This is a genomic window from Lysobacter sp. Root916 (genome assembly GCF_001429785.1).
Taxonomy (GTDB): Bacteria; Pseudomonadota; Gammaproteobacteria; order Xanthomonadales; family Xanthomonadaceae; genus Lysobacter.
In genome coordinates, this window is sequence record NZ_LMJF01000001.1 from 1,571,543 (window position 1) to 1,596,435 (window position 24,893).

Consider the following 24,893-nt stretch of genomic DNA (forward strand, 5'->3'; position numbering starts at 1 on the left):
GTCGCCTTGGGGTAGGAGCGGCGTAAGCCGCGACCGCGACACTCACAAGGCATCGAAACCGCCGGCAACGCGAAACGGTGCGGTGCGCCTACGGCTCACCGCACCCGACGAAGTCGAATCAGCCGCGCAGTTGCGCGATCAGCTCCCGCGTCACCGGATCCTCGGCTTCGGCCTCGCCGGCCAGCGCGGGTAGCAAACGGCTGGCGACCTGCTTGCCCAGCTCGACGCCGAACTGGTCGAAGGCGTTGATGTCCCAGAACACCGACTGCAGATAGACGCTGTGCTCGTACAGCGCGAGCAGTGCGCCCAGCGAGCGCGGGGTCAGCGCGTCCAGCAGGATTGTGGTGCTGGGCCGGCTGCCGGCGTAGGCGCGATGCGGGTCCTCGTTGGCCTGGCCGTTGGCGAAGGCCTCGGTCTGGGCGAGCAGATTGGCGTGCAGCGCGCGGTGATTCTCGGCGTAGGGCGTGTCGGCGCGGATCACGCCGATGAAATCGCCGGGCACGATCGAACTGCCCTGGTGCAGGGCCTGGAAGAAGCTGTGCTGGGTATCGGTGCCCACCCCGCCCCACCACACCGGCACGGTGTCGCCGACGATGGCGCGGCCGTCCAGGCGGGTCGACTTGCCCAGGCTCTCCATCACCAACTGCTGCAGATAGTTCGACAGCAGCTTGAGGCGGTCGTCGTAGGCCAGCACCGCCTGCGTCGCGTAGCCCAGGCCGTTGCGGTTCCAGATCGCGGTCAGGGCATGCCAGGCGGCCAGATTGCGCGGCGCCGGCGTCTCCAACACATGCGCGTCCATCTCGGCGGCGCCGTCGAGGAAGGCTTCGAACGCGTCCATGCCGATCGCCAACGCGATCGGCAGACCGACCGCGGACCACAGCGAATAGCGCCCGCCGACCCAGTCCCACATCGGCAGGATGCGCTCGGGCGGGATCCCGAACGCGGCCGCCGGGCGTTCGACGTTGGCGCTGATCGCGTACAGACGCTCGCCCGCGTACGCCCCCAGCCAGTCGCGCACCAGCGCGCCGTTGAGCAGGGTTTCCTGGGTGCCGAAGGTCTTGGAGATCAGCAGCGCGGCGGTGCGCGCCGGGTCCAGCCCGGCCAGGGTGCGTTGGGCGGCATGGCCATCGACGTTGGACAGGAAATGCACGCGGAAACGACCGGGCGCGGCGCCGCTGAGGGCGTCGGCGGCCAGGCGCGGACCGAGGTCGGAGCCGCCGATGCCGATGCTGACGATGTCGGTGACGTCGCTGGCGGCCAACGCGTCGACGATCGCGCGCATGCGTCCCCGCGCCTGCAACGCCTGGGCGTGCGCATCGCGCGCGACCTGGGTTTGCGAGAAGTCGCCGCGCAGCGCGGTATGCAGGGCCGGGCGACGTTCGGTGATGTTGACCGTCTGGCCGTCGAACAGCGCGCGCAGGCGCGCGCCGAAACCTGCCTGCTCGGCCGCGTCGAACAACGTGGCCAGGGCCTCGCGGTCGTAATGCTGGCGGGCGAAGCTGGCGTAGATCGGGCCGACCCGCAGCGCGAAATCCTGCGCGCGTGCCGGGTCGGCGGCGATCAGCTGCGGCAGCGTGGTGTTTGCGACGCGCCCCGCCTGGGCGCTCAGTAGGCTCAGTCGGGATGCGTCGCTCATGCGTTCTCTCAGGCCGCCTGGGCCGGCATCGAAGTGTTGGTATGGGTCAGCTGGTTGTGGCGGTCCACGTAGACCAGGGTCGGCTTGAACTTCGCCGCCTCGGCCTCGTCGCACACGCCATAGGCGCAGATGATCACCAGGTCGCCCGGCTGGGCCTTGTGCGCGGCCGCGCCGTTGACCGAGATCACGCCGCTGCCCTCTTCGCCGCGGATCGCGTAGGTAACGAAGCGCTGGCCGTTGTTGACGTTGTAGATGTGGACCTGTTCGTACTCGCGGATGCCGGAGATGTCGAGCAGGCGGCCGTCGATCGCGCAGGACCCTTCGTAGTGGAGCTCGGCATGGGTGACGGTGGCGCGGTGGATCTTGGCCTTGAGCAGATTGAGTTGCATGTTCTCACTCCGTCCGCGGACGCGCGGGCGCGAAAAACCGAAGTCTAGCAGCGCATGGCGCAGTGCAACATACTCGCCCCACCCCGCCCCTGGAACGGTGCATGTGCGTTCAGGCGGCGAATTCGAGGTTGTCGATCAGGCGGGTCTTGCCCAACCGGGCCGCGATCAGGGCGACCCGCGCGGCGTCGCCGGGACCGGTGTCCGGCAGGCCAAGGTCGGGCCGGCGGATCGCGGCATAGTCGACGACGAAGCCGGCGGTTTGCAGGCGTTGGCTGGCTTCGGCCTCGACCGCCTCGCGGGTGCTGCCGGCCTGCACGGCCTGGCGCATCCACTGCAGGCAGCGGTGGATCTCGGCCGCGCGCGGGCGCTCCTGCTCGGACAGGTACTGGTTGCGCGAACTCATCGCCAGGCCGTCGGCCTCGCGCAGGGTGTCGGCGGCGACGATCTCGATCGGGAAAGCCAGGTCGCGCACCAGGTAACGGATCACCGCCAGCTGCTGGTAGTCCTTGCGCCCGAACACCGCCAGGTCCGGCCGGACCTGGTTGAACAGACGCGCGACCACGGTGGCGACGCCGTCGAAATGGCCGGGACGGTGCGCGCCCTCCAGGCCCTCGGTCACGTGCGGCACGCGCACCTCGACCGTGGCCTGCGGACCGTAGGGGTACATGGTCTCGACCGTGGGCAGCCACATCAGGTCGGCGCCCGCGGCCGACAAGCCGGCGGCGTCGGCCTCCGGCGTGCGCGGGTAGCGCCCGAAGTCCTCGTTCGGCCCGAACTGGGTCGGGTTCACGAACACGCTGACCACGACCCGGTCGGCGCGCGCGCGCGCCAGTTCGACCAGCGAATGGTGGCCGGCGTGCAGATTGCCCATGGTCGGCACGAACGCGACGCGCAAACCGTCGCGACGCCAGGCGTCGATGGTGGAACGCAGTATGGCCAGATCGTCGACGGTCAGCATGCCTTGCTCGGTGGAGTGTCGAGGGAAACGTGCGGCGCCGACGGCGCCGACGCCACAGGCTGCGAATTACACGCGCTAACGCCGCCGATCACAACGTCTGCGCTGCAACGCTGGGTTCAACCGGCGTAGGAATGCGCCTCGTCGGGGAAGCGGCGTTCGCGCACGGCATCGGCGTAGGCGCGAAACGCGCCCTCGATCGAACCGCCCTCGGCCAGGAAATCCTTGACGAACTTCGGCCGGCGATGGCCGGAGTTCACGCCCAGCAGATCGTGCAGCACCAGCACCTGACCGTCGCATTGCACGCCCGCGCCGATGCCGATGGTCGGAATGGCGAGGTCGGCGGTGATGGCGGCGGCGACCGGGTTGGGCACGCACTCCAGCACCAGCAGCGAGGCGCCGGCGTCCTGGACCGCGCGCGCGTCCTCGCGCAGGCGCGCGGCGGCGGCCTCGTCGCGGCCCTGGACCTTGTAGCCGCCCAGGCGCAGCACCGATTGCGGGGTCAGGCCCAGGTGCGCGCATACCGGGATCTCGCGCTCGACCAGGAAGCGGATCACGTCCAGCTTGTGGCCCGCGCCTTCCAGCTTGACCATCGCCGCGCCCGCCTGCAGCAAGGCGGTCGAGGCCTCGAGCGCGCGCTCGGGGGTGGCGTCGGACTGGAACGGCAGGTCGGCGATCAGCAGCGCCTTGGACAGGCCGCGCGCGACGCAGGCGGTGTGGTAGGCGATGTCGTCCACGCGCACCGGCAAAGTGCTGTTGTGCCCCTGCACCACCATGCCCAGCGAATCGCCGATCAACACCAGATCGATCCCGACCGCGTCCATGGTGCGCGCGAAGCCGGCGTCGTAGCAGGTCAGCATGACCAGCGGCCGGCCGTCGCGCTTGGCGTCGGCGAGCATGGGCACGGTCCAGGCGGTCTTGCGCGGGGTGTCGGTGGGGGCCGAGGTGTACATGAGGTCTGGGTCTCGCCCGGCCGATCGCCGGACGCTCGCGGGGGTAGCCCTATAACTTACCGCCTAAGCCAGGGTTTGTATGTCGCCGATCTCGAGCTGGGCCAAGGCGTCGCGCGCCGGCCCTATTCCCGGAATCTGCGCATCGGGCGCGATTTCCAGCAGCGGCAGCAGCGCGAACGCGCGCTGGTGCAGGTGCGGATGCGGCAGACGCAGGCCGGGGTCGTCGAGGCAGTGCTGGCCGTACAACAGCAGATCCAGGTCCAGCGTGCGCGGGCCCCAGCGGTCGCTGCCGTCCTCGCGGCGATCGCGACCGGCCTCGCGCTCGATCGCCAGCATCGCGCGCAACAGCGCCTGCGGCGCCAGCGTGGTTTCCAGCATGGCCGCGGCGTTGACGAAGTCCGGTTGCGCGGTCACGCCCCAGGCCGGGGTGCGATACAGCGACGACGCGCGCAGCAGGCGCGTGCCCGGCAGCGCGGCCAGGGCTTCGAAGGCGCCGCGCAGGATCGCGGCGCTGTCGCCCAGGTTGCTGCCCAGGCCGACGAACGCGACCTCGGCCACGCTCATTCGCCGTCGTGGTGGTTCGTATCGATAGCGGCGGCGCCGGCCTCGGCTCCGCCGCCGTTGCGGCGACGGCGGCGACGCTTGCGCGGCGCGCTGCCGGCCTCGGCGTCGGACGCCGGCTGCGCGTCCAACTGCGCGGCCAATTCGTCGCCGGGCTTGCCCTGGGCTTCGCTCCAGAACGCGACATCGGCCGCGTGCTCGTTGGAGGCGGCCAGGCGCAGGTTGAGGAAGTCGTAGGCGGCGCGGAAACGCGGATGCGACAGCAAACGGAACACGCGCTTGCGCTGGCGCTGCGAGAAGCGCGTCTGCAGCAGCCAGATCTCCTGCATCGGCAGCGAGAACCTGCGCGGCAGCGCGATCATCTCCAGCTGATGCACGGTGACCCGGTCGGCGGCGCGGCGCTGGGCCTCGACCGCATGCATGCCCTGCGCCTGCAGCGCCATCAGCGCGCGGCAATAGGCCGGCCACAGCAGCATCGCGAACAGGAACGCCGGCGACACCGGTTCGTCGTTGGCGACGCGGGTATCGGTGCCCTGCAGGCCTTCCAGCAGCATGCGGCGGAGCGCGCCGCTGCGATTGGATTTGAGCGCGGCCGCGGTCTCCGGCAGCAGCGCCGGCAGCAGACCGTAACGCTCCAGGCCGAGGAAGCTCTGCACCGCGTGGCCGGACAGGAACAGCTTCAGGCATTCCTCGAACAAGCGCGCCGGCGCGGCGTCGCTGAGCAGGGAGGCCAGGGCCGGAATCGGCGCGGCGGTCGCGGCCTCGATCTCGAAGCCGAGCTTGGCCGCCAGGCGCACCGCGCGCAGCATGCGCACCGGGTCCTCGCGATAGCGCGTTTCCGGATCGCCGATCAGCCGCATCAGGCGGTTCTGGACGTCCTCGAAACCGCCGGTGTAGTCGCGCACCGAGAAATCCTCGACCGCGTAATACAGCGCGTTGGCGGTGAAGTCGCGGCGCACCGCGTCGTCCTCGATGCTGCCGTAGACGTTGTCGCGGACCAGGCGGCCGCCGTTGTCGGTTTCGCGGTCGCCGCTGCCGTCGTCGCTGTTGGCGCGGAAGGTCGCGACCTCGATGATCTCGCGGCCGTAGACCACGTGCGCCAGGCGAAAGCGGCGGCCGATCAGGCGGCAGTTGCGGAACAGGCCCTTGACCTGCTCCGGCGTGGCGTCGGTGGCGACGTCGAAGTCTTTGGGGTGGCCGCCGACCAGGATGTCGCGCACCGCGCCGCCCACCAGGTAGCCGCCGAAGCCGGCATCGCGCAGTCGGTACAGCACGCGCAGCGCGTTCGGGCTGATTTCCTTGCGCGAGACGTTGTGCTGCTCGCGCGGGATCACCCGCAACATGGGATGGACGTAGTCGTGACCGGTAGGATTTTCGGGCTGCATCGAGCGGTCGTCGCCGCGTTTGGGATCGCTGCTGCGGGGCAGTGGATCGCTGTGGGAAGGTGAACGGCCACCGGTCGAGACCGGTTGCCGAGCGCTATTCAGCCCCCTATACTAGCAGGCCGCATACGATTGAGAGTCGGATGCGGGTTTAACCTGCTCCCTTCGTCTAGAGGCCTAGGACGTGGCCCTCTCAAGGCTAAAACACGAGTTCGAATCTCGTAGGGAGCGCCAAATTCGGAATGCGAGCCGCTAGCGGCCTTCCACCGTCGCCGGTGAGAACGTTCCTACAGACCGAGCCCGCGCAGCGATGCGCGGGCTTTTTCTTTGCCCGAGCGGTCTGCCAGCGCGCCTCGATGAGAGTCGCTCGCAACAACCCGCCAGGCGGCGCGATCGGCTAGGTTTGCGCCCCCGCCTGTCGCTAAACTAGTCGCGACCGCTCACCCACGGAAGACCGTTCCATGCCCTTCGTCGTCACCGAGAACTGCATCAAGTGCAAGTACACCGACTGCGTCGAGGTGTGCCCGGTCGACTGTTTCCACGAAGGCCCGAACTTCCTGGTGATCGATCCGGACGAGTGCATCGACTGCACCCTGTGCGAGCCGGAATGCCCGATCAACGCGATCTATCCGGAAGACGACGTGCCGGCCGGGCAGGAAGCGTTCGTGGCGCTCAACGCCGAACTCGCCAAGGCCTGGCCGGTGATCACCACCCGCAAGGACGCGCTGGCCGACGCCAAGGATTGGGAAGGCAAGACCGACAAGCTCGGCCTGCTGGAGCGCTGAGGGATTCGGGATTCGGGATTCGGGATTCGAGATTCGGGCAGAGCTTAAACCGCGACGTACTCCCGATTCGTCATACCCGCGAAGGCGGGTATCCAGTGACTTAAGCGCCATGCAGCGACATAGGCACGCGTCCATTCCAGCGACGCAAGTCCGCCGCCCCTGCTTTGTCTAGCGCGCACGCGCAACCGGCAAGAACACGCCCACGAATCGCGGCGTCCGGCTACCTCCATAGCCAACAAGCCCGAGTCTCCCCACCCCATCCAAACAAAAACGGGCGCCTCTCGGCGCCCGTTCTGGTCGTGCCGCTTAGGCCGCGATCACTTGCTGCCCAGCGCTTCCTTCAGCGCCGCGATCAGCTTGATCGGCGGCTGGCCGGTGGCCGGCAGGCCGCGCGGATCGACCGCGGACACGTAAGCGCCGGCCTCGACCGCGCTCACGCGGACCAGGAAGTTGGCGCCTTCGTAGTTGACGTCATAGGCGCCCAGCAACTGGGCGCGGCTGGCGACGGTCAGACCTTCGACCTTGGCCAATGCCTCGCCGACCTTGGCGTAAGCCTCGTCGCGGCTGCCGGCGGTGGTGAAACCGATCGGCGAGGCGGCGCTGGCGACCGTGGTGGGCGCGCGCTCGGAGGCGGACACCGAACCGTTCGGGATCGCCATGGCGCCGTCGGTGCGCGGACGGTCGAGGTCCGGCGGCACTTCCAGCGGACGCTGCTCGGCGTTCTCGGCGTACAGCGGGTTGCTGCCCTTGCGGAACCAGCTGCAACCGGCGGTGGCGACCAGGCCGATCAGCAGTGCGCCGACTGCGACGCGGGACAGGGAAACATTGGAACGCATGGGCAAATCTCCTGCGGGGTTCAGGCTGCGAGCGTAGCGCGGCAGTCGTGTTCTAGTTCGCGTACCAGCGCATGGGCGCTGGCGGCGGCGTCTTGGTGGGCGGCCGACAAGGCCGTCAGCGGCAGGCGCAGGCCGTGGCCGACGCCCTGGCGGGCGAGCACGGCCTTGACCGGGATCGGATTGGATTCGACGCCGAGGAAGTCGTAGAGCGGCGCCAGGCGCGCGTCCCAGGCCAGGGCCTCGTCGCGGCGGCCGGCGCGGGCCAGATCGGCCAGGCGGCGGAACGAGGCCGGCACCAGGTTGGACGCGACCGAGACGATGCCGTCGGCGCCGGCCAGCATGGCCCGGCAGGCGGTCGGGTCGTCGCCGCTGAGCACGGCGAAGCCGGCGTCCTGCAAGGCCAGCAGCGCGGTCATGCGCTCGGGCTCGCTGCGCGCTTCCTTGATGCCGACGATACGCGGATGCCCGGCGAGCTGGGCCACCGTTTCCGGCAGCAGATCGCAGCCGGTGCGGCCGGGCACGTTATACAGCACCAACGGCAGGGCGCCGTCGTCGGCGATCGCGCGGTAATGCGCGACCAGGCCGGCCTGAGTCGGGCGCACGTAGGGCGGCGTCACCACCAGGGCGGCGTCGGCGCCCAGCGCGGCCACGCGGCGGGTCAGTTCGATGGTTTTGGCGGTGTTGGACAGGCCGGTGCCGGCCAACACCGGGACGCGCCCGGCGATCTGCTCCACCGCGGTGCGCAGCAGGGTGTCGTACTCGGGATCGTGCAGGGCCGCGGCCTCGCCGGTGGAGCCGGCGACCACGACGGCCTGGGTACCGCCGTCGAGCTGCGCCGCCAGCAAGGCGCGCCAGGCATCGAGGTCGAGTTCGCCGGCCGCGTCGAACGGCGTGGCCAGCGCGGTGATGCTGCCGGAGAGTCGCAAGTGAGGGCCTTCGCGCGGAGCGCTGTGTGAGCGGCGGCACGGAATGCCGCCAAGTGCCGATGTTACTGCCTTGCGATGTTACTTGCGGGCCGAAAGCGCGGGCAAGTATGCTGGCTTCAGGCCGCAGCCCGTGCGCGGGCCGCCGTTCAGTATCCGAGCCACTCGCTCCCCTTGCAGGCGCCGCCTTGACCGATTCCGCTGCCCGGCCGTCGCCGAACGAAAATCACCTCCTGATCAACGCCTATACGACGCATCCGGAGTCGCCGCTGTTGTCGGTGACGCGCCGGATCGCCGATTCCGGCTGCAACCTGGTGGACGCGCGCCTGTCCACCGTGGGTCGGGACGTCTCCGTCACCGCGCTCGCGGTCGGCTCCTGGGACGCGGTCGCCAAGCTCGAAGCCATGCTCACGCGCCTGGAGCGCGAGGAAGGCCTGAAGCTGGTCTGGTACCGGACCGGGCCCAAGCAGGTGCAATCCAATCTGTTGCCCTACATCGTCGAAGTGGTGGCCGCCGACAAGCCGGGGATCCTGTTCCAGCTCGCCGACTTCTTCGATCGCCAGGGCATCACCATCGAGAGCCTGCACTGCTCGCGCTACCGCGCCATGCAGACCGGCGCCGACATGTTCTCGGCCCAGGTGACCATCGGCGTGCCCTCCAGCATGCACATCGCCGCCCTGCGCGACGATTTCCTGGAGTTCTGCGATCACTTGAATCTCGATGCCATCATGGACCCGATGAAGTTCTGAGGATCTGACAGCACGCATGCTCGACACCGGCGACCGCCTCGACAAGACCGTTTCCTCCCTGCCCCTGGTGCTGTCCAGCGGCGAGACCGCGCAACTGAAGGACTACGCCGGCCGCTGGCTGGTGCTGTACTTCTATCCCAAGGACAGCACGCCGGGCTGCACCACCGAAGGCCTGGACTTCAACGCCCTGCTGCCCAAGTTCAAGAAGCTGGGCGCGACGGTGCTGGGCGTGTCGCGCGACTCGCTCAAGTCGCACCAGAACTTCTGCGCCAAGCAGGGCTTCAAGTTCGATCTGATCAGCGACAAGGACGAGGCCCTGTGCCAGGCCTTCGGCGTGATCAAGGAGAAAAGCCTGTACGGCCGCAAGTACATCGGCATCGAGCGCAGCACCTTCCTGATCGACCCCAAGGGCGTCATCGCCCAGTCATGGCGCCCGGTGAAAGTCTCCGGCCATGCCCAGGCCGTCCTGGACGCACTAAAGGCTGCGCAGACCCAGTGACCGCCCCCTTGTTCTCCGCTATCCGCCGTCCCGCCCCGCGGGCCACGGCGGCGCTGCCGTGCGCGCACGGCAGCGCCATCGCGTTCCACCCGTCGTATCCGCACCGCGCCGTACCCACCTGCCATGAGGCATCGGAATGACCCGAAGCAAGCGCATCTACGTCCTCGACACCAACGTGCTGATGCACGACCCGACCGCGCTGTTCAAGTTCCAGGAGCACGACGTGTACCTGCCGATGCAGGTCATCGAAGAGCTCGACAACGGCAAGAAAGGCACCTCCGAAGCCAGTCGCAACGCGCGTCAGGTCAGCCGCTTCCTCAACGAGCTGATCGAAGTCGAGGGTACCGACAAGATCGCCGTCGGCATCACCCTCAAGCGCCCGCAGGGCCTGCAGCTGCGCGGACAGGAGAGCATCGGCAAGCTGCGCTTCCAGACCGACTCCTTCGACAGCGGCAAGCGCTTCGGCGCGGTCATCCCGGACAACCACATCCTGGGCGCCATCCTCGCCCTCAAGGAGAGCGAGCCCGGCGTACCGGTGGTGTTCGTGTCCAAGGACATCAACCTGCGGATCAAGGCGGCGATCGCCGGAATCGCGTCGGAAGACTACGAGAACGACCGCGCGCTGGACGATTTCAGCTTGCTCTACACCGGCGCCACCGCGCTGCCGGAGGATTTCTGGCAGCGCCACGGCAAGGACCTCAAGTCCTGGACCGAGAAGGGCCGCACCTATTACGAAATCGCGCGCACCCCGGACGACGACTGGTATCCGAACCAGTTCCTGTTCCTGCCCGGCGACGAGGAGTCCGAGCTCAAGGTCAGCAAGGTCGGCGACGACCGCGTGACCCTGCAGATCGTCGACGACTACCGCCACAACCAGCATGCGGTGTGGGGCATCATCGCGCGCAACCGCGAGCAGAACTTCGCGCTCAACGCGCTGATGGATCCGGAGATCGACTTCGTCACCCTGCTGGGCACCGCCGGCACCGGCAAGACCCTGCTGGCCTTGGCCGCGGGCCTGGCCCAGACCATGGACCAGCAGCGCTATCGCGAGATCATCATGACCCGCGCCACGGTCAGCGTCGGCGAGGACATCGGCTTCCTGCCCGGCACCGAAGAGGAAAAGATGACGCCGTGGATGGGCGCGCTGACCGACAACCTGGAAGTGCTGACCCACAACCAGGAAGGCGGCGCCTGGGGCCGCGCGGCCACCAACGATCTGCTCGCCTCGCGCATCAAGATCCGCTCGATGAACTTCATGCGCGGGCGCACCTTCCTCAGCCGCTGGTTGATCCTGGACGAGGCCCAGAACCTCACGCCGAAGCAGATGAAGACCCTGATCACGCGTGCCGGCCCCGGCACCAAGATCGTCTGCCTGGGCAATGTCGAACAGATCGACACGCCCTACCTCACCGAGACCACCTCCGGCCTGACCTATGCGGTCGACCGCTTCAAGGGCTGGGCGCACAGCGCGCACGTGACCCTGCGCCGCGGCGAGCGTTCGCGCCTGGCGGACTACGCCTCGGAAGTGCTGTAAGCCATGCGCAAAAAGGGAAGCCGGCCTCGCGGCCGGCTTCCCGATACTCGTACCCTTGCGTTCGCCGGTACCGTCAGCGTCCGGGCACGCGACAACAAGTCGCGTTGATCTGGTAGCCGAGCACGCTCAACAGCGAACCGACCAGATCGCACTTCCAGCCCACCGGCTGGCCTCCGACCACGTTGGGTTCGGAGTTGCTGATCGCGATGCCGAGCACGCCGCCGCAACCGCCGCCGGTGACCGTATAGCCGGCCGGGCACGCGATGGTCTTGGTCTGCAGGCCGCTCAACAGCGCCAGCGAGCCGCTGGCTTGCGCCACGGTGCAGTCCAGCGCGGTGGCTTCCGGTTCCATGAAGTAGCCGGTCACGTCGATCACCAGCTCCGACTGCGCGTAGCTGTAGACGTTGAACTGGCTGGTGCAAGCCGGTCGGCACAAGGTGATCGACGACTCGTTCGACATGATGAAGCCGTTGGTGTAGTTCAGCGACGACGCCAGCGGCTTGGCTTCGTTGAACGGATACGCGGTGAAGTAGCCGTTGCCGCCCGGATACACCGACGTGATCTTGACCTGCAGCGAGGCCGCATTGGTCGGGATGCCGCAGTTCGACGGCGCGCCGCCCTGACTGGTGAAGTCGCTCGCGGTGTAGCCCTTGAAGCTGCGTTCGCCGTCGGCCAGGATCGGGCCGCCGACCACGCGGGTGTCGACAATCCGGCAGGGACTCAGCGGCGTGAAGACCAGATCGCTGCCGCTCGAGCCCAGCGCGGTGGGTTGCAGGTTGGGCTGGCCTTGCGCGGCCACGGCGGCGCTGGCGCCCGCGCCGCCCAGCAAAGCGGCGTTCATCTGCTCGAAGCTGCCCGCGCTGGCGGCCAGTTCGAGGTTGCCGAGGTCCGCCGTTTGCAGGGTGCCCTCCATCCGCTCGCTCCAGCCGGCCCCCATCGCCCCGTAATTGCGTTCCACATAAGGCGACCATCGCGCCACGATGTCCTGTGCCAGTTCTCCCCGCATCCCTTCCGGCGCCAAACCGGTCGTGTTGGTGCCGAACAGGCCGACACCCACGGCCGCCGCCGGCAGTACCACAGCCAGCAGGGCGATCAGTATTTTGCCTTTCTTACGCATATAACCCCCGTATCCGTAATTTTGAGAGGGCGCCAGATTGCGTTTGACCAGCAGGAAATAATCACCAGAAACACCGGATGCGGGCGCATGCATCGGTGACGATAATGCTTATCCGCCGTCTGATAATGCTGCAACGTCTGATTTCACTAACGTGAATAGCTGCGGAGGTGACGAAATAGGGCATATCCCGCCGATACGCGGTTCCGCGTGTGACGCGTTACTCAATCCACACCAATCGTGCCTCGTAGCGCTATCGCGTTAGCGAAATACTGAGGCATGATCCCGGACAGTCTTAGGGGAGATCACCCATGGCGGCTTTACCGGAGCGCATACGGCGCGCCCGTAGTTTGTCCCGGATTTCCCAACTCGCCCTAGCCAACATGGTCGGCGTACAACGCAGCGCGGTCGCGCAGTGGGAGCGCAAGGACGGCAGCCATCCCTCGATGCATCATTTGATCGCGATAGCCTTGGCCACCGGGGTTTGTCTGGAATGGCTGGGCACCGGACGCGGCCCGGTCAAACCCGGCGAGGACGCCTGGACCCCGGCCATGCGCACCGACGATTACGCCCAGGACGATATTGAATCGGAGTGCTTGGATGCCCTGAGGAAAATCCCTTTCCAGATTAGAAAGCAAATCGTCGGATTGATTTCGTTGGTATCGCGAAATTATTAATCCCCCGATCTGGGTATAAACCACCACGAGCGCGCCGAAAATGTAGGCCGCGAAAACGGCGCATTATCGACCGTCCCCGCGAGGGGGCCGCGGTGTCCGCAATTCCCGGTTTTGCGCGAACGACCGTAACGGCTGCGCGGCCGGGGGATGCGATATCGTCTGCGGACCCCACCCCACGCCGCGCCAGCCCTAGATGACCCCTGCCCCGATTTCCGCCCTCACCATCGCCGGGTCCGACTCCGGCGGCGGCGCCGGCATCCAGGCCGACCTCAAGACCTTCGCCGCCCACCGGGTGCACGGGCTCAGCGCGATCGCCGCCCTGACCGCCCAGCACACCCGTGGGGTAAGCGCGGTGCATGTCCCGGACCTGGGCTTCCTGCGCGCCCAGATCGACGCCTGCTTCGAAGACTTCGACATCCGCGCGGTCAAGCTGGGCATGCTCGCCAATGCCGCGGTCATCGAAACCGTGGCGGCGGCGCTGGAGCGTTATCGGCCGCCGCGGGTGGTGCTGGACCCGGTCATGGTCGCGACCTCGGGCGCGCGCCTGCTCGAACCCGAAGCCCTGGCCGCGCTGCGCACCCGGCTGCTGCCGCTGGCGACCGTGATCACCCCCAACCTGCCCGAAGCCGAGCTGCTGCTGGGCACGACGATTGCCGACCAAGCCGCGATGCGCGCCGCGATCGGCGCGCTGCGCGCGCTGGGCGCGAACGCGGTGCTGCTCAAGGGCGGCCATCTGGCCGGAGACGGCGACGTGGTCGACTACCTGGGCGACGAACACGGCCTGCATGCGATCGCGCACCCGCGCTTGCGCCTGCAAGCGCACGGCACCGGCTGCACGCTGGCCTCAGCCGTTGCGGCGCAGCTGGCCCTGGGCCGCGACCTGCGCGCGGCCTGCGACGCCGGCGCCGACTACGTGCACGCCGCGTTGCGCGGCGGCTATCGCCCCGGTCGCAGCGATATCGTGGTGCTGGACCACTACGGCGCCGCCGCATGAGCGATCCGATCCAAGCCCTGGAATTGCCGCTGCAATCGGACGACGGCCATCGCTGGCAAGTGCTCGCGCGCGTGCCGCGCGCGCCGCAGGCGAGCCTGTTGTGGCTGCCCGCGCTGGGCGTGGCCGCCAAGCACTACCTGCCCTACGCGCAGGCTCTGGCCGAGCGCGGCATCGCCGTGTTCGTGCACGAATGGCGCGGCAACGGCGGCAGCAGCTTGCGCGCCGATCGCGCCCACGACTGGGGCTACCGCGAATTGCTGTTGCACGATCTGCCGCGCAGCGAAACGGCGGTGGCGACGCAACTGCCGGGCCTGCCGCGCATCCTCGGCGGCCACAGCCTGGGCGGGCAGCTTGCCTGCTGCCGGCTGGGCCTGCTTGCGCGCGACGCCGCGGCCGAGCGCCCCACGCGCTTGTGGCTGGTCGCCAGCGGCGCGCCGTACTGGCGCGCGTTTCCGCCGCGCTCGCGCTGGTGGCTGCCGTTCGCCTATCGCTTCCTGTCCTGGCTGGCGGACCGCCGTGGCGCCCTGCCCGGCCGCAAGGTCGGCTTCGGCGGCGACGAGGCGCGCGGGCTGATCCGCGACTGGTCGCGCAGCGCGCTCAGCGGGCGCTACGCCGCGGCCGGCGTCGATATCGACCTGGAGGCGGCGATGGCTCAAGTCGAGGTCGACACCCACGCGCTGGTGCTGGACAGCGACTGGTTGGCACCGGAATCCTCGCTGCGCTTCCTGTTGTCCAAGCTGCCGCGCACGCAGGCGCGGGTCGAGACCCTGGACGGCCGCATGCTGGGTACCCGCGCCGACCATTTCGCCTGGATGAAGCAGCCCGGCGCGATCGCCGCGCTGCTCGCACGCTGAACGCCGCGCTTGCGCTAAGCGTTCGCAGGCGGGTTTTACGCTGAATTTACGCCCGCCGCCGCGGGCGGAATGGAGGTTTTACGGCTCGGGTTTCGAGAATGGCGATGTGGCCGATCCGGCTTCGTTCGCAACTCGGAACCCGAAATGTCGATGCAACCGCTGCGCCTGCGCGAGGCGTCCACTCCCCTGATTTTCGCCGTCTGCAGCGGCATCGGCCTGCTCGCCCTGGGCGCACGCGCCGATGCCGGCACGCTCACAGGCAATGCCGCGCTGACCACCGACTACGTCTGGCGCGGTACCACCCAGACCCAAGGCGACCCGGCCGCGCAGGCCGGTTTCAAGTTCGCCGGCGACTCCGGCTTCTACGGGTCGGTGTGGGGATCGAACGTCGAGTTCGCGCCTAGCACCCACGCCAGCAGCGAGTTGGACTTCACCCTCGGTTGGGCCGGCAAGCTTTCCGAGGACTGGGCGCTGGACGTCAACGTCCTGCACTACCGCTACCCCTCGACCACGGTCGACCTCAACTGGACCGAGCTCAACGGTACTTTGACCTACGCCGACAACTACTGGCTGTCGCTGGGCTATTCGAACGAAGCGCTGGGCAGCCGCGACAGCGGCGTCTACACCCAACTCGGCGCCAAGTTCCCGATCAACGACAAGTTCCGCCTCGAAGCCGCCGCCGGCTACTACTACCTCGACGACGTCTACAACGAGAGCTATGCGCACGGCCAGCTGAGCGCGGTGTGGGCGATCAAGGCCCCGCTGGAGCTGCGCCTGACCGCGCACGCCACCGATTCCGGCGCCAAGAAGATCTTCGGCGACGACTACGCAGGCGACCGCATCGAAGCGGCGCTGCAAGCATCCTTCTAAGGGAGTCACCTCATGCCTGCCTGGCTCGCTCTGGTTTGCGCGGTATCGGCGCTCGTCGCCGGCGCCTACCTGCTCTACGTCGTCCTGCGCCCGGAAGACTTCTAAGCGCGCTGGACGGCACGCGGCGCCTGGATGGCGACGCGGCGACATCGATGACGCGGGCCCGGCGATGCCAGGCCCGCGCGCCATCCGCGGCAGCCCTGGAGGGTTCGTCGCGGATCACTTTCTGTCTGGTTGACGACGATGATCGACATTCTTCTTGTATTCGCGCTCGCGATCGCCCTGGGCTGGCCCTTGGGCCTGTACCTCGCTCGCGTGATGCGCGGCGCGCCCTCCAAGCTGGACCGTGTGTTCGGACCGTTCGAACGCACGATCTATCGCGCGCTCGGCACCGACCCGACGCGCGGCATGAGCTGGCGCGGTTACGCCAAGGCCTTCGCGCTGAGCAATCTGGTCTTGGCCGTGTTGGTGTGGCTGCAGTTCATGACCCAGGCCTGGTTGCCGTTGAATCCCGACGATATCCCGAACCTGCGTTGGGACACCGCGCTGCACACGATGGTGTCGTTCCTGACCAACACCAATCAGCAGCACTACTCCGGCCAGGCGCAGCTGAGCTACCTCTCGCAGATGGTCGGCATCGTCGGCCTGCAGGTGGTGACGCCGATGATGGGCCTGGCGATGGTGGTAGCGACCTTGCGCGGCTTGTTTGGCGGCCGTCAGGCGATGGAGGCGCGCCAGGATGCCTGCGAAAACGCCGACGCGAGCGCCACGCCGCGCGAACCGACCTCGGGGCCGGTGTACGGCGCGCGTCAGCCGGTCAAGGCCGCTGCGCCCGCGGAAGGCGAGGCCCGCGACCTGGGCAACTACTGGGCCGACGTGACCCGCGCCACCCTGCGCTTCATGCTGCCGCTGTGCCTGCTGTGGGCGCTGATGCTGACCGCGCAGGGCGTGCCCTCGACGCTGAGCGCCGGCCCCAGCGTGCGGCCGATCGACGCCTCGGTGGAGATGAAGGAGCAGAAGATCCCGCTGGGCCCGGTCGCGCCCATGGTCGCGGCCAAGCAACTGGGCACCAACGGCGGCGGCTGGTACGGCCCCAACAGCGCGGTGCCGCTGGAGAATCCGACGCCGTTCTCCAACCTGCTCGAAATCCTCGCGATCGTGCTGATCCCGATCTCGGTGACCTTCATGATCGGTCCCTTCACCGGTCGCCGCCGGCTCACCGCGATGGTGTTCGGCAGCATGCTGCTGATGTCGGCCGTCTCCACCGGCGCCACGGTGTGGTCGGAGGCGTACTCGCCGACCAGCACCGACAGTGCGCTGATGGAAGGCAAGGAAGTGCGTTTCGGCGCCACCACCTCGGCGCTGTGGACGGCGGTCACCACCCAGACCAGCAACGGCTCGGTCAACGCCATGCACGATTCGCTGGCGCCGCTGACCGGCGGCGTGGCCCTGGTCAACATGCTGGTGAACGCCATCTGGGGCGGCATCGGCTGCGGCCTGCAGCAGTTCCTGGTCTATCTGCTGCTGGCGGTGTTCCTGGCCGGGCTGATGACCGGGCGTACGCCCGAGCTGTTCGGACGCAAGATCGAAGCGCCCGAGGTGCGCCTGCTGGCGCTGCTGATCCTGTTGCAGCCGCTGGTGGTGCTGGGCTTCACCGCGCTGACGCTGGCGCTGCCCTCGATCACCGGCAACTCCAATCCGGGGTTCCACGGCATCAGCCAGGTGTTCTACGAGTACACCTCGGCCTTCGCCAACAACGGTTCGGGTTTCGAAGGCCTGGGCGACGCGACCTACTGGTGGAACCTGAGCTGTTCGGCGGTGCTGGCGCTGGGCCGCTATCCGGCCCTGATCGTGCCCCTGGCCGTGGCCGGCCTGCTCGCGCGCAAACGCGTCGCCCCGGAAGGCAGCGGCACCCTGCACGTCGAAACGCCGACCTTCGCCCTGACCCTGATCGCGGTGATCGCGATCCTGACCGTCCTGCAATTCATGCCTGCGCTGGTGCTGGGCCCGGTGGCCGATCACCTGTCGCTGGCCGCCGCGTCGACCGCCAACTCGCCGTCGCCGGCTCTCTGAGGTAATGACCGTGAGCGAACAAACACATTTGGGTACCCAACGCCGCCACGCCGCGGCCGGGCTGGACGGCGCGGCCTTGCGCATCGCCCTGCTCGAATCCTTCCGCAAACTGTCGCCGCGCCAGGCCCTGCGCAGCCCGGTGATGGCGATCGTGCTGCTGGGCACGATCCTGTCGGCGCTGATCACTTTCACCACCCCGGGCCACCTCGGCTTCGGTATCGCGGTCACGCTGGTCCTGTTCGTGACCGTGCTGTTCGCGAACTTCGCCGAGGCCGTGGCCGAAGCGCGCGGTCGCGGCCAGGCCGCATCCTTGCGCGCCGCGCGCCGCGACCTGGTCGCGCGCCGTCTCGACGACAACGGCGCCGAGACGCGCGTGGCGGCGACCCAGCTCAAGCCCGGCGATCGGGTGATCGTGTCGGAGAGCGAGTTGATCCCGGCCGACGGCGAGATCGTCGAAGGCGTGGCCACCATCAACGAGTCGGCGGTCACCGGCGAATCCGCGCCGGTGCTGCGCGAGGCCGGCACCGACCGCTCCGGCGTGATCGGCGGCACCAAGGTGCTGTCGGACCAGATCGTCGTGCGGGTCAGCGCCGAGCCGGGCGGCAGCTTCCTCGATCGCATGATCGCGCTGGTCGAAGGCGCCAACCGCCAGAAGACCCCGAACGAGATCGCCCTGACCATGCTGTTGGCGGCGATGACGCTGACCTTCCTGATCGTGGTCGCGACCCTGCCGCTGCTGGCCGGCTTCGTCGGCGCCAAGCTCGATCCGCTGCTGCTGATCGCGCTGCTGGTGTGCCTGATCCCGACCACCATCGGCGGCCTGCTGCCCGCGATCGGCATCGCCGGCATGAACCGCGCGCTGTCGGCCAACGTGCTGGCGAAATCCGGCAAGGCGGTGGAAGTGGCCGGCGACGTCGACGTGCTGCTGCTGGACAAGACCGGCACCATCACCCACGGCGACCGTCAGGCCACCGCCTTCCATCCGCTGGCCGGCGTCGACCGCAGCCAACTGCGCGATGCCGCCCTGCTGTCGTCGCTGGCCGACCCGACCCCGGAAGGCAAGTCGATCGTGCGCCTGGCGCGCGAGCAGCACAGCGCGGTGGCCGAGCCCGAGCGCGCGCACTACCTGCAATTCACCGCGCAGACGCGCATGTCCGGCGTCGATCTGGAAGACGGCCGCGCGATCCGCAAGGGCGCCGGCGATGCGATCGGCCAGTACGTGCGCTCGCTGGGCGGTCAGGTCGTGCCCGAACTCGCCGCGCGCATCGAACAGGTCGCGCGCGGCGGCGCCACCCCGCTGGTGGTGTCCGAAGGCCGCCACGTCCTGGGCGTGGTCGAACTGTCCGACGTGGTCAAGCACGGCGTCAAGGAACGCTTCGCCCGGCTGCGCGCGATGGGCGTGCGCACGGTGATGATCACCGGCGACAACCCGCTGACCGCCGCCGCGATCGCCGCCGAGGCCGGTGTCGACGACTACATCGCCGAGGCGCGGCCGGAGGACAAGCTCGCGCGCATCCGCGCCGAGCAGGCCGGCGGCCGTCTGGTCGCGATGGTCGGCGACGGCACCAACGACGCCCCCGCCCTGGCCCAGGCCGACGTCGGCCTGGCCATGAACTCGGGCACCCAGGCCGCCAAGGAGGCCGGCAACATGGTCGATCTGGACTCGGACCCGGCCAAGCTGCTGGCGGTGGTCGAGGTCGGCAAGCAACAGCTGATCACGCGCGGCGCGCTGACCACGTTCTCGCTCGCCAACGACGTCTCCAAGTACTTCGCGATCCTGCCGGCGCTGTTCGCCGCGGCGATCCCGCAGATGGCGGCCTTGAACGTGATGCGGCTGTCGAGCCCGAGCAACGCCGTGCTGGCCGCGCTGATCTTCAACGCGATCATCATCCCGGCGCTGATTCCGCTGGCCCTGGCCGGCGTGCGCTTCAAGCCCGCCAGCGCGGTCGTGCTGCTGCGCCGGAACATGCTGATCTACGGCGTCGGCGGCGTGCTGCTGCCGTTCGTGGGCATCAAGCTGATCGACATGGCCTTGGCCGCGCTCTCCTGACGCCGGCGCCCTCCCCCCTAGGAATTCCGATGAACACCGCTACCCACAACCCTCAGGCCGTCGCGATCGACGATCGCATCGGCGCGCGCGCGCCGCTGCTGTTCGGCTTGGTCGCCCTGCTCGGCTTCGGCCTGCTGTACTCCCTGGTCGGCGCCGCCTTGGGCCGACTGGCCTTTCCCTGGCAGGCCACCGGCAGCCTGGCGATGCTGGACGGCCAGGCGCGCGGCTCGATCCTGGTGGCGCAGCCGTTCGACGACGCGCGCTACTTCCAGCCGCGTCCTTCGGCCGCCAACTACGACCCGATGGCCGCCGCCGGCAGCAACCTGGCGCGCACCAATCCGGACCTGCGCAAGCGCATGGCCGAGACCGCGCTGGCGGTCGCCGAACGCGACGGCATCGCGTTGTCCGATGTGCCGGCCGAACTGACTACCCAGTCCGGCGGCGGCCTGGACCCGCATTTGTCGCCGCGCGCGGCGCAGGTGCAGGTCGCGCGCGTCGCCAAGGCGCGCGGCCTGTCGGCCGCCGAGGTCGATGCGCTGGTGGTCGCGCACACGCAGCCGCGCCAGTTCGGCGTGCTGGGCGAACCGCGCGTCAACGTGCTGGAACTCAATCTGGCGCTGGACGCGCGGCGCTAGCCCCGGCGCCCGCGTTGCGCCCTTCGCGGCGGCGAGGGCGCAACGCGACGCAAGGCGCCCCCGCGTCGCAAGCACCGACGAGGCGCCGCCCACGTCTTCACTACGCCGCCGATAATTCGGAGCGCACAATGCCGCCCATGACCGATGCCCGCAGCGCCCAGGCCGACGCCCTGATCGGCGAACTCCAACGCCAGGGCGCCGGCCGCCTGACCGTCTTCCTCGGCGCCGCGCCCGGCGTGGGCAAGACCTACGCCATGCTCAGCCGCGCGCGCGAGTTGCAGCGCCGCGGCAGCGAAGTCGTGGTCGGCATCGTCGAGACCCACGGCCGCGCCGAGACCGGCGCCCTGGTCGAGGGCCTGGAGCTGCTGCCGCGCAAGCGCATCGACTACCAAGGCCGCACGATCGAGGAAATGGACCTCGATGCCCTGCTCGCACGCCGGCCCAAACTGGCCCTGGTCGATGAGCTCGCGCACCGCAATGCGCCCGGCAGTCGCCACGAACGACGCTGGCAGGACGTGGTGGAACTGCTGGACGCCGGCATCGACGTCTACAGCACCGTCAACATCCAACACCTGGAAAGCCTCAACGATGTCGTCCACCGCATCACCGGCGTGCGCGTGGCCGAGACCGTGCCCGATGCGCTGTTCGACCGCCTGCGCGACATCGTCCTGGTCGATCTGCCGCCGCGCGAACTGATCGAGCGCCTGCAGCAGGGCAAGGTCTACGTGCCCGAGCAGGCCGCGCATGCGCTGCAGGCCTTCTTCTCGCCCAGCAACCTCACCGCCTTGCGCGAACTGGCGATGCAGACCGCCGCCGATCGCGTCGACAGCGACCTGCGCGAAGCCCAGACCGCGCGCGGTCTGCCCGGCGTGCCGCTGCGGCGCGGCGTGCTGGTCGCGATCGACGGCCGCGGCCAATCCGAATACCTGGTGCGGATCGCGCGCCGCCTGGCCGAACGCCGCGACGCCCCCTGGACGGTGGTGACGGTGCAGACCGGCGCCGCGCCGCAGGACGCCCAGCAGCTCGAACTCGACCGCGCCTTCGCCCTCGCGCGCCGCCTCGGCGGCGATGCGGTGGTGCTGCACGGCCCCAGCATCGTCGACGCCCTGCTCGACCACGCCGCGCGCGCCGGCGTCAGCGCGATCGTGCTCGGGCGCACGCGCGAACGCCCGTTCGCGCGCATGTTCAATCGCACCCTCACCCAGCAGCTGATCCAGCGCGGCGCCCACTACGAGCTGACCATCGTCAGCACGCCGGAAGCGCGCGCCAAGGCGCGCCGCGCGCTGCGCCCGCTGCGCGGCCTGCTGACCCGCTCCGACGCCGGCCTGGCGGTGATCGCGGCCGCCATGGCCACCGCGCTGGCGTGGATCGCCGAACGCTGGATCGGCCTGGACGATCTGTCGCTGATCTTCATCGTCGCGGTGGTGGTGGTGGCCGCGCGCACGCGCATGACCGCGGCGGTGATCGCGGCGGTGCTGTGCTTCTTCGCCTACAACTTCTTCTTCATCGATCCGCGCTACACCCTGCTGATCGGCGCCAGCCAGGGCGTGACCACGGTGGTGCTGTTCCTGGTCGCGGCCCTGGTCGCCGGGCGCCTGGCCTCGAAACTGCGCACCCAGGTGCTGGCGCTGCGCGCGGCCAACGCGCACGCGATCGCGCTGCAGACCCTGGGCCGCCAGCTCGCCGCAGCCGCCGATCTGGGCCAGGTGACCCAGGCCGGCCGCGATGCGCTGCGGCGCTCGCTGGGCGCGGACGCGATCGTGCGCGTCGGCGATGCGAGCGCGCAGGGCGCCGACCTGCCCGAGCTGAGCGACAAGGACCGCGCGGCCGCCGACTGGAGCCTGCGCCACCGCCAGCCGGCCGGGCGCTACACCGACACCCTGGCCGGCTCGGACTGGTGGTTCCTGCCGCTGGCCAGCGGCGGCGACGGCGGCGTGATCGGCCTGCGCTTTGCGCAAGGCATGGGCCGGCTTGGGCCGGAGCAACAGCGCCTGGCCGAGGCCATGGCCGAGGACATCGCCCAGGCGGCGGTGCGCACGCGCCTGGTCGCCGACCTGGAGAACGCGCGCGTCAGCGGCGAAACCGAGCGCCTGCGCTCGGCGCTGCTGTCGTCGGTGTCGCACGACCTGCGCTCGCCGCTGGCGGCGATCATCGGCGCGGCCAGCAGCCTGGACAACTACGCCGAGGCGATGAGCCGCGAGGACCGCCACAGCCTGCTGGAGACGGTGCGCATCGAAGGCGAGCGCCTGGACCGCTACATCCAGAACCTGCTGGACATGACCCGGCTCGGCCACGGCGGGCTCACCCTCAATCGCGATTGGATCGGCGTCGACGAGCTGATCGGCTCGGCGGTCACGCGTTTGCAGCGCTACGAGCCGAACGCGCGCTTCGAACTGCGCCTGGAACCCGGGCTGGGACCGATCTGGGTGCACCCGGCCCTGGTCGAGCAGGCCTTGTTCAACGTGCTGGAGAACGCGGCCAAATTCTCCCCGCCGGGCGAGGCGGTCACGGTCGAGGCGCGCCGTGTCGACGAGCAACTGCGCATCGACGTGCGCGACCGCGGCCCCGGCATTCCCGAGGACGAGCGCAAGCGCATCTTCGACATGTTCTATAGCGTCGAGCGCGGCGATCGCGGCCGCCAGGGCACCGGCCTGGGCCTGGCGATCTGCCAGGGCATGATCGGCGCCCACGGCGGCAGCGTCGAAGCCCTGCCCGGTGCGGATGGCCGCGGCACCACGATCCGCATTACCCTGCCCCCTATCGAACCCGCCGCGCCCGCCACCGCATGACCGAGGATTCCGCCGCCAGTGCCGCCACCCAGACCGCACGCGTGCTGGTGGTCGACGACGAGCCGCAGATCCGCAAGTTCCTCGACATCAGCCTGCGCGCGCAGGGTTACGCGGTGGAAACCGCCGACACCGGCGCCGGCGGCCTGGAGGCGCTGGCCACGCATGGCGCCGATCTGGTGATCCTCGACCTGGGCCTGCCCGATCGCGACGGCCATGAGGTGTTGCGCGAGCTGCGCCAGTGGTCCTCGGTGCCGGTGATCCTGCTCACCGTGCGCGCCGGCGAAGCCGAGAAGGTCGCCGCGCTCGATGCCGGCGCCAACGACTACGTGACCAAGCCCTTCGGCGTACAGGAACTGATGGCGCGCGTGCGCGCCCTGCTGCGCTCGCACGCGACCCAGGGCGAAGCGCTGCCGGTGTTCGACGACGGCCGCCTGCGCGTCGATCTGGCGCGGCGCGAGGTCCGCCTGGACGGCGAGAGCGTCGCCCTGGCGCGCAAGGAGTACGCCTTGCTCGCCCTGCTGGTTCAGCACGCCGGCCGCGTGGTCACCCAGCCGCAGCTGCTGCGCGAGCTGTGGGGGCCTACCCATCAGCACGACACCCACTACCTGCGCATTCTGGTCGGCAAACTGCGCCACAAGCTGGGCGACGACGCGGCGGCGCCGCGCTACATCGTTACCGAGCCGGGCGTGGGTTTGCGGTTTATCGAGCGGCGCTAGCGAGGGGCTATACGGCGCGGGACGATGCCGCGAATTCGTGCGGGTCGCTTTATTTGGGAGCGGCGCAAGCCGCGATCTGCACGGCAACCGGAAGGTCGCGATCGCGGCTTACGCCGCTCCCACAGGGGGCGGTAGGTCCATGCGCGAAGCAGCGATCCGCGGGCGATACGGCGCGGGACGATGCCGCGAATTCGTGCGTGCCGCTTTATGCGGGAGCGGCGCAAGCCGCGATCTGCGCGGCAACCGGAAGGTCGCGATCGCGGCTTACGCCGCTCCCACAGGGGACGCCAGGTCCATGCGCGAAGCGGCGATCCGCGGGGCGATACGGCGCGGGACGGTACCGCGAATTCGTGCGTGTCGCTTTATGTGGGAGCGGCGCAAGCCGCGATCTGCGCGGCAANAGGTCCATGCGCGAAGCGGCGATCCGCGGGGCGATACGGCGCGGGACGGTACCGCGAATTCGTGCGTGTCGCTTTATGTGGGAGCGGCGCAAGCCGCGATCTGCGCGGCGACCGGAGGGTCGCGATCGTGGCTTACGCCGCTCCCACAGGGGACGCTAGGTCCATGCGCGAAGCGGCGATCCGCGGGGCGATACGGCGCGGGACGGTACCGCGAATTCGTGCGTGTCGCTTTATGTGGGAGCGGCGCAAGCCGCGATCTGCGCGGCAAAGCGGCGTGCCCATGGATCAGAAGCTGGCGGNGAAGCGGCGATCCGCGGGGCGATACGGCGCGGGACGGTACCGCGAATTCGTGCGTGTCGCTTTATGTGGGAGCGGCGCAAGCCGCGATCTGCGCGGCAACTGGAAGGTCGCGATCGCGGCTTACGCCGCTCCCACAGGGGCGGTAGGTCCATGCGCGAAGCCAGGCTGCATGGTGACTGGGAGGCGTGGGAGGTGCTGTTCGCTTGGACGCATGCCTT

At 69.2% G+C, this 24,893-nt stretch carries 23 protein-coding genes and 1 tRNA gene; 15 read left to right on the plus strand and 9 right to left on the minus strand.

What is annotated here, in order from left to right:
* Nucleotides 1–118 precede the first annotated feature (118 nt).
* The 6 genes from pgi to pcnB form a co-directional block, all read right to left on the minus strand.
* A complete protein-coding gene (pgi, locus tag ASE35_RS07085) occupies nt 119–1,636 on the minus strand; it encodes a glucose-6-phosphate isomerase (protein WP_057163323.1) in 1,518 nt (505 codons plus the stop codon).
* 8 nt (nt 1,637–1,644) lie between these two features.
* Complete coding sequence (gene panD, locus ASE35_RS07090) at nt 1,645–2,025, minus strand: aspartate 1-decarboxylase (RefSeq protein ID WP_056175616.1); 381 nt, start codon at nt 2,023–2,025, stop codon at nt 1,645–1,647.
* 109 nt (nt 2,026–2,134) lie between these two features.
* Nucleotides 2,135–2,983, minus strand: a complete 849-nt coding sequence (panC, locus tag ASE35_RS07095) for a pantoate--beta-alanine ligase (RefSeq protein ID WP_057163324.1) — start codon at nt 2,981–2,983, stop codon at nt 2,135–2,137.
* A gap of 116 nt (nt 2,984–3,099) precedes the next feature.
* Entirely contained in the window at nt 3,100–3,933 is an 834-nt protein-coding gene (gene panB / locus ASE35_RS07100) for a 3-methyl-2-oxobutanoate hydroxymethyltransferase (RefSeq protein ID WP_057159555.1), read from the minus strand.
* A 63-nt stretch (nt 3,934–3,996) separates the two neighbouring features.
* On the minus strand, nt 3,997–4,497 hold the full coding sequence (gene folK / locus ASE35_RS07105; protein WP_056175625.1) for a 2-amino-4-hydroxy-6-hydroxymethyldihydropteridine diphosphokinase: 501 nt from the start codon (nt 4,495–4,497) through the stop codon (nt 3,997–3,999).
* A complete protein-coding gene (gene pcnB, locus ASE35_RS07110) occupies nt 4,494–5,879 on the minus strand; it encodes a polynucleotide adenylyltransferase PcnB (protein WP_056175628.1) in 1,386 nt (461 codons plus the stop codon). The genes folK and pcnB overlap by 4 nt, the downstream gene beginning before the upstream one ends.
* Before the next feature lie 155 nt (nt 5,880–6,034).
* On the opposite strand from pcnB, the gene ASE35_RS07115 reads away from it, so the two are divergent.
* Nucleotides 6,035–6,110, plus strand: a tRNA-Glu gene (locus ASE35_RS07115).
* A gap of 227 nt (nt 6,111–6,337) precedes the next feature.
* On the plus strand, nt 6,338–6,661 hold the full coding sequence (fdxA, locus tag ASE35_RS07120) for a ferredoxin FdxA (protein ID WP_056175631.1): 324 nt from the start codon (nt 6,338–6,340) through the stop codon (nt 6,659–6,661).
* A 317-nt stretch (nt 6,662–6,978) separates the two neighbouring features.
* Here the strand turns inward: fdxA and ASE35_RS07125 are convergent, their stop codons facing one another.
* Nucleotides 6,979–7,497 (minus strand): hypothetical protein, encoded by a 519-nt coding sequence (locus ASE35_RS07125; protein ID WP_056175634.1) that lies wholly within the window; start codon nt 7,495–7,497, stop codon nt 6,979–6,981.
* Nucleotides 7,498–7,517: 20 nt separating this feature from the next.
* The gene (dapA, locus tag ASE35_RS07130) at nt 7,518–8,423 is read right to left on the minus strand and encodes a 4-hydroxy-tetrahydrodipicolinate synthase (protein ID WP_056175638.1); all 906 of its coding nucleotides are present in this window, start codon (nt 8,421–8,423) and stop codon (nt 7,518–7,520) included.
* 107 nt (nt 8,424–8,530) lie between these two features.
* On the opposite strand from dapA, the gene ASE35_RS07135 reads away from it, so the two are divergent.
* The 3 genes from ASE35_RS07135 to ASE35_RS07145 all read left to right on the plus strand — a co-directional run bounded on the left by ASE35_RS07135 (nt 8,531) and on the right by ASE35_RS07145 (nt 11,202).
* A complete protein-coding gene (locus tag ASE35_RS07135) occupies nt 8,531–9,169 on the plus strand; it encodes a glycine cleavage system protein R (protein ID WP_157489304.1) in 639 nt (212 codons plus the stop codon).
* Nucleotides 9,170–9,185: 16 nt separating this feature from the next.
* Nucleotides 9,186–9,668 carry a peroxiredoxin gene (locus tag ASE35_RS07140; RefSeq protein ID WP_057163325.1) on the plus strand — a complete coding sequence of 161 codons (483 nt, stop codon included), beginning with the start codon at nt 9,186–9,188 and terminating at the stop codon, nt 9,666–9,668.
* A 136-nt stretch (nt 9,669–9,804) separates the two neighbouring features.
* A complete protein-coding gene (locus ASE35_RS07145; RefSeq protein WP_056175645.1) occupies nt 9,805–11,202 on the plus strand; it encodes a PhoH family protein in 1,398 nt (465 codons plus the stop codon).
* Nucleotides 11,203–11,275: 73 nt separating this feature from the next.
* Here the strand turns inward: ASE35_RS07145 and ASE35_RS07150 are convergent, their stop codons facing one another.
* Nucleotides 11,276–12,319 (minus strand): hypothetical protein, encoded by a 1,044-nt coding sequence (locus ASE35_RS07150; protein ID WP_056175650.1) that lies wholly within the window; start codon nt 12,317–12,319, stop codon nt 11,276–11,278.
* A gap of 308 nt (nt 12,320–12,627) precedes the next feature.
* On the opposite strand from ASE35_RS07150, the gene ASE35_RS07155 reads away from it, so the two are divergent.
* The 10 genes from ASE35_RS07155 to ASE35_RS07200 all read left to right on the plus strand — a co-directional run bounded on the left by ASE35_RS07155 (nt 12,628) and on the right by ASE35_RS07200 (nt 23,974).
* Nucleotides 12,628–12,993, plus strand: coding sequence for a helix-turn-helix transcriptional regulator (locus ASE35_RS07155; protein ID WP_056175654.1), 366 nt, complete (start codon nt 12,628–12,630; stop codon nt 12,991–12,993).
* Nucleotides 12,994–13,186: 193 nt separating this feature from the next.
* On the plus strand, nt 13,187–13,987 hold the full coding sequence (gene thiD / locus ASE35_RS07160; RefSeq protein WP_057163326.1) for a bifunctional hydroxymethylpyrimidine kinase/phosphomethylpyrimidine kinase: 801 nt from the start codon (nt 13,187–13,189) through the stop codon (nt 13,985–13,987).
* The gene (locus ASE35_RS07165) at nt 13,984–14,841 is read left to right on the plus strand and encodes an alpha/beta hydrolase (RefSeq protein WP_057163327.1); all 858 of its coding nucleotides are present in this window, start codon (nt 13,984–13,986) and stop codon (nt 14,839–14,841) included. Before thiD ends, ASE35_RS07165 begins: the two co-directional genes overlap by 4 nt.
* Before the next feature lie 144 nt (nt 14,842–14,985).
* Complete coding sequence (locus ASE35_RS07170) at nt 14,986–15,711, plus strand: TorF family putative porin (protein WP_235570008.1); 726 nt, start codon at nt 14,986–14,988, stop codon at nt 15,709–15,711.
* A gap of 12 nt (nt 15,712–15,723) precedes the next feature.
* Entirely contained in the window at nt 15,724–15,816 is a 93-nt protein-coding gene (locus ASE35_RS07175) for a potassium-transporting ATPase subunit F (RefSeq protein WP_056175663.1), read from the plus strand.
* Between the two features lie 138 nt (nt 15,817–15,954).
* A complete protein-coding gene (gene kdpA, locus ASE35_RS07180) occupies nt 15,955–17,784 on the plus strand; it encodes a potassium-transporting ATPase subunit KdpA (protein WP_057163328.1) in 1,830 nt (609 codons plus the stop codon).
* 28 nt (nt 17,785–17,812) lie between these two features.
* A complete protein-coding gene (kdpB, locus tag ASE35_RS07185; protein ID WP_235570018.1) occupies nt 17,813–19,834 on the plus strand; it encodes a potassium-transporting ATPase subunit KdpB in 2,022 nt (673 codons plus the stop codon).
* Nucleotides 19,835–19,863: 29 nt separating this feature from the next.
* Nucleotides 19,864–20,469 (plus strand): potassium-transporting ATPase subunit KdpC, encoded by a 606-nt coding sequence (gene kdpC / locus ASE35_RS07190; RefSeq protein WP_057163330.1) that lies wholly within the window; start codon nt 19,864–19,866, stop codon nt 20,467–20,469.
* A gap of 137 nt (nt 20,470–20,606) precedes the next feature.
* The gene (locus ASE35_RS07195; RefSeq protein WP_057163331.1) at nt 20,607–23,258 is read left to right on the plus strand and encodes a sensor histidine kinase KdpD; all 2,652 of its coding nucleotides are present in this window, start codon (nt 20,607–20,609) and stop codon (nt 23,256–23,258) included.
* A complete protein-coding gene (locus ASE35_RS07200) occupies nt 23,255–23,974 on the plus strand; it encodes a response regulator (protein ID WP_057159563.1) in 720 nt (239 codons plus the stop codon). Before ASE35_RS07195 ends, ASE35_RS07200 begins: the two co-directional genes overlap by 4 nt.
* The last annotated feature ends 919 nt before the right edge of the window (nt 23,975–24,893 follow it).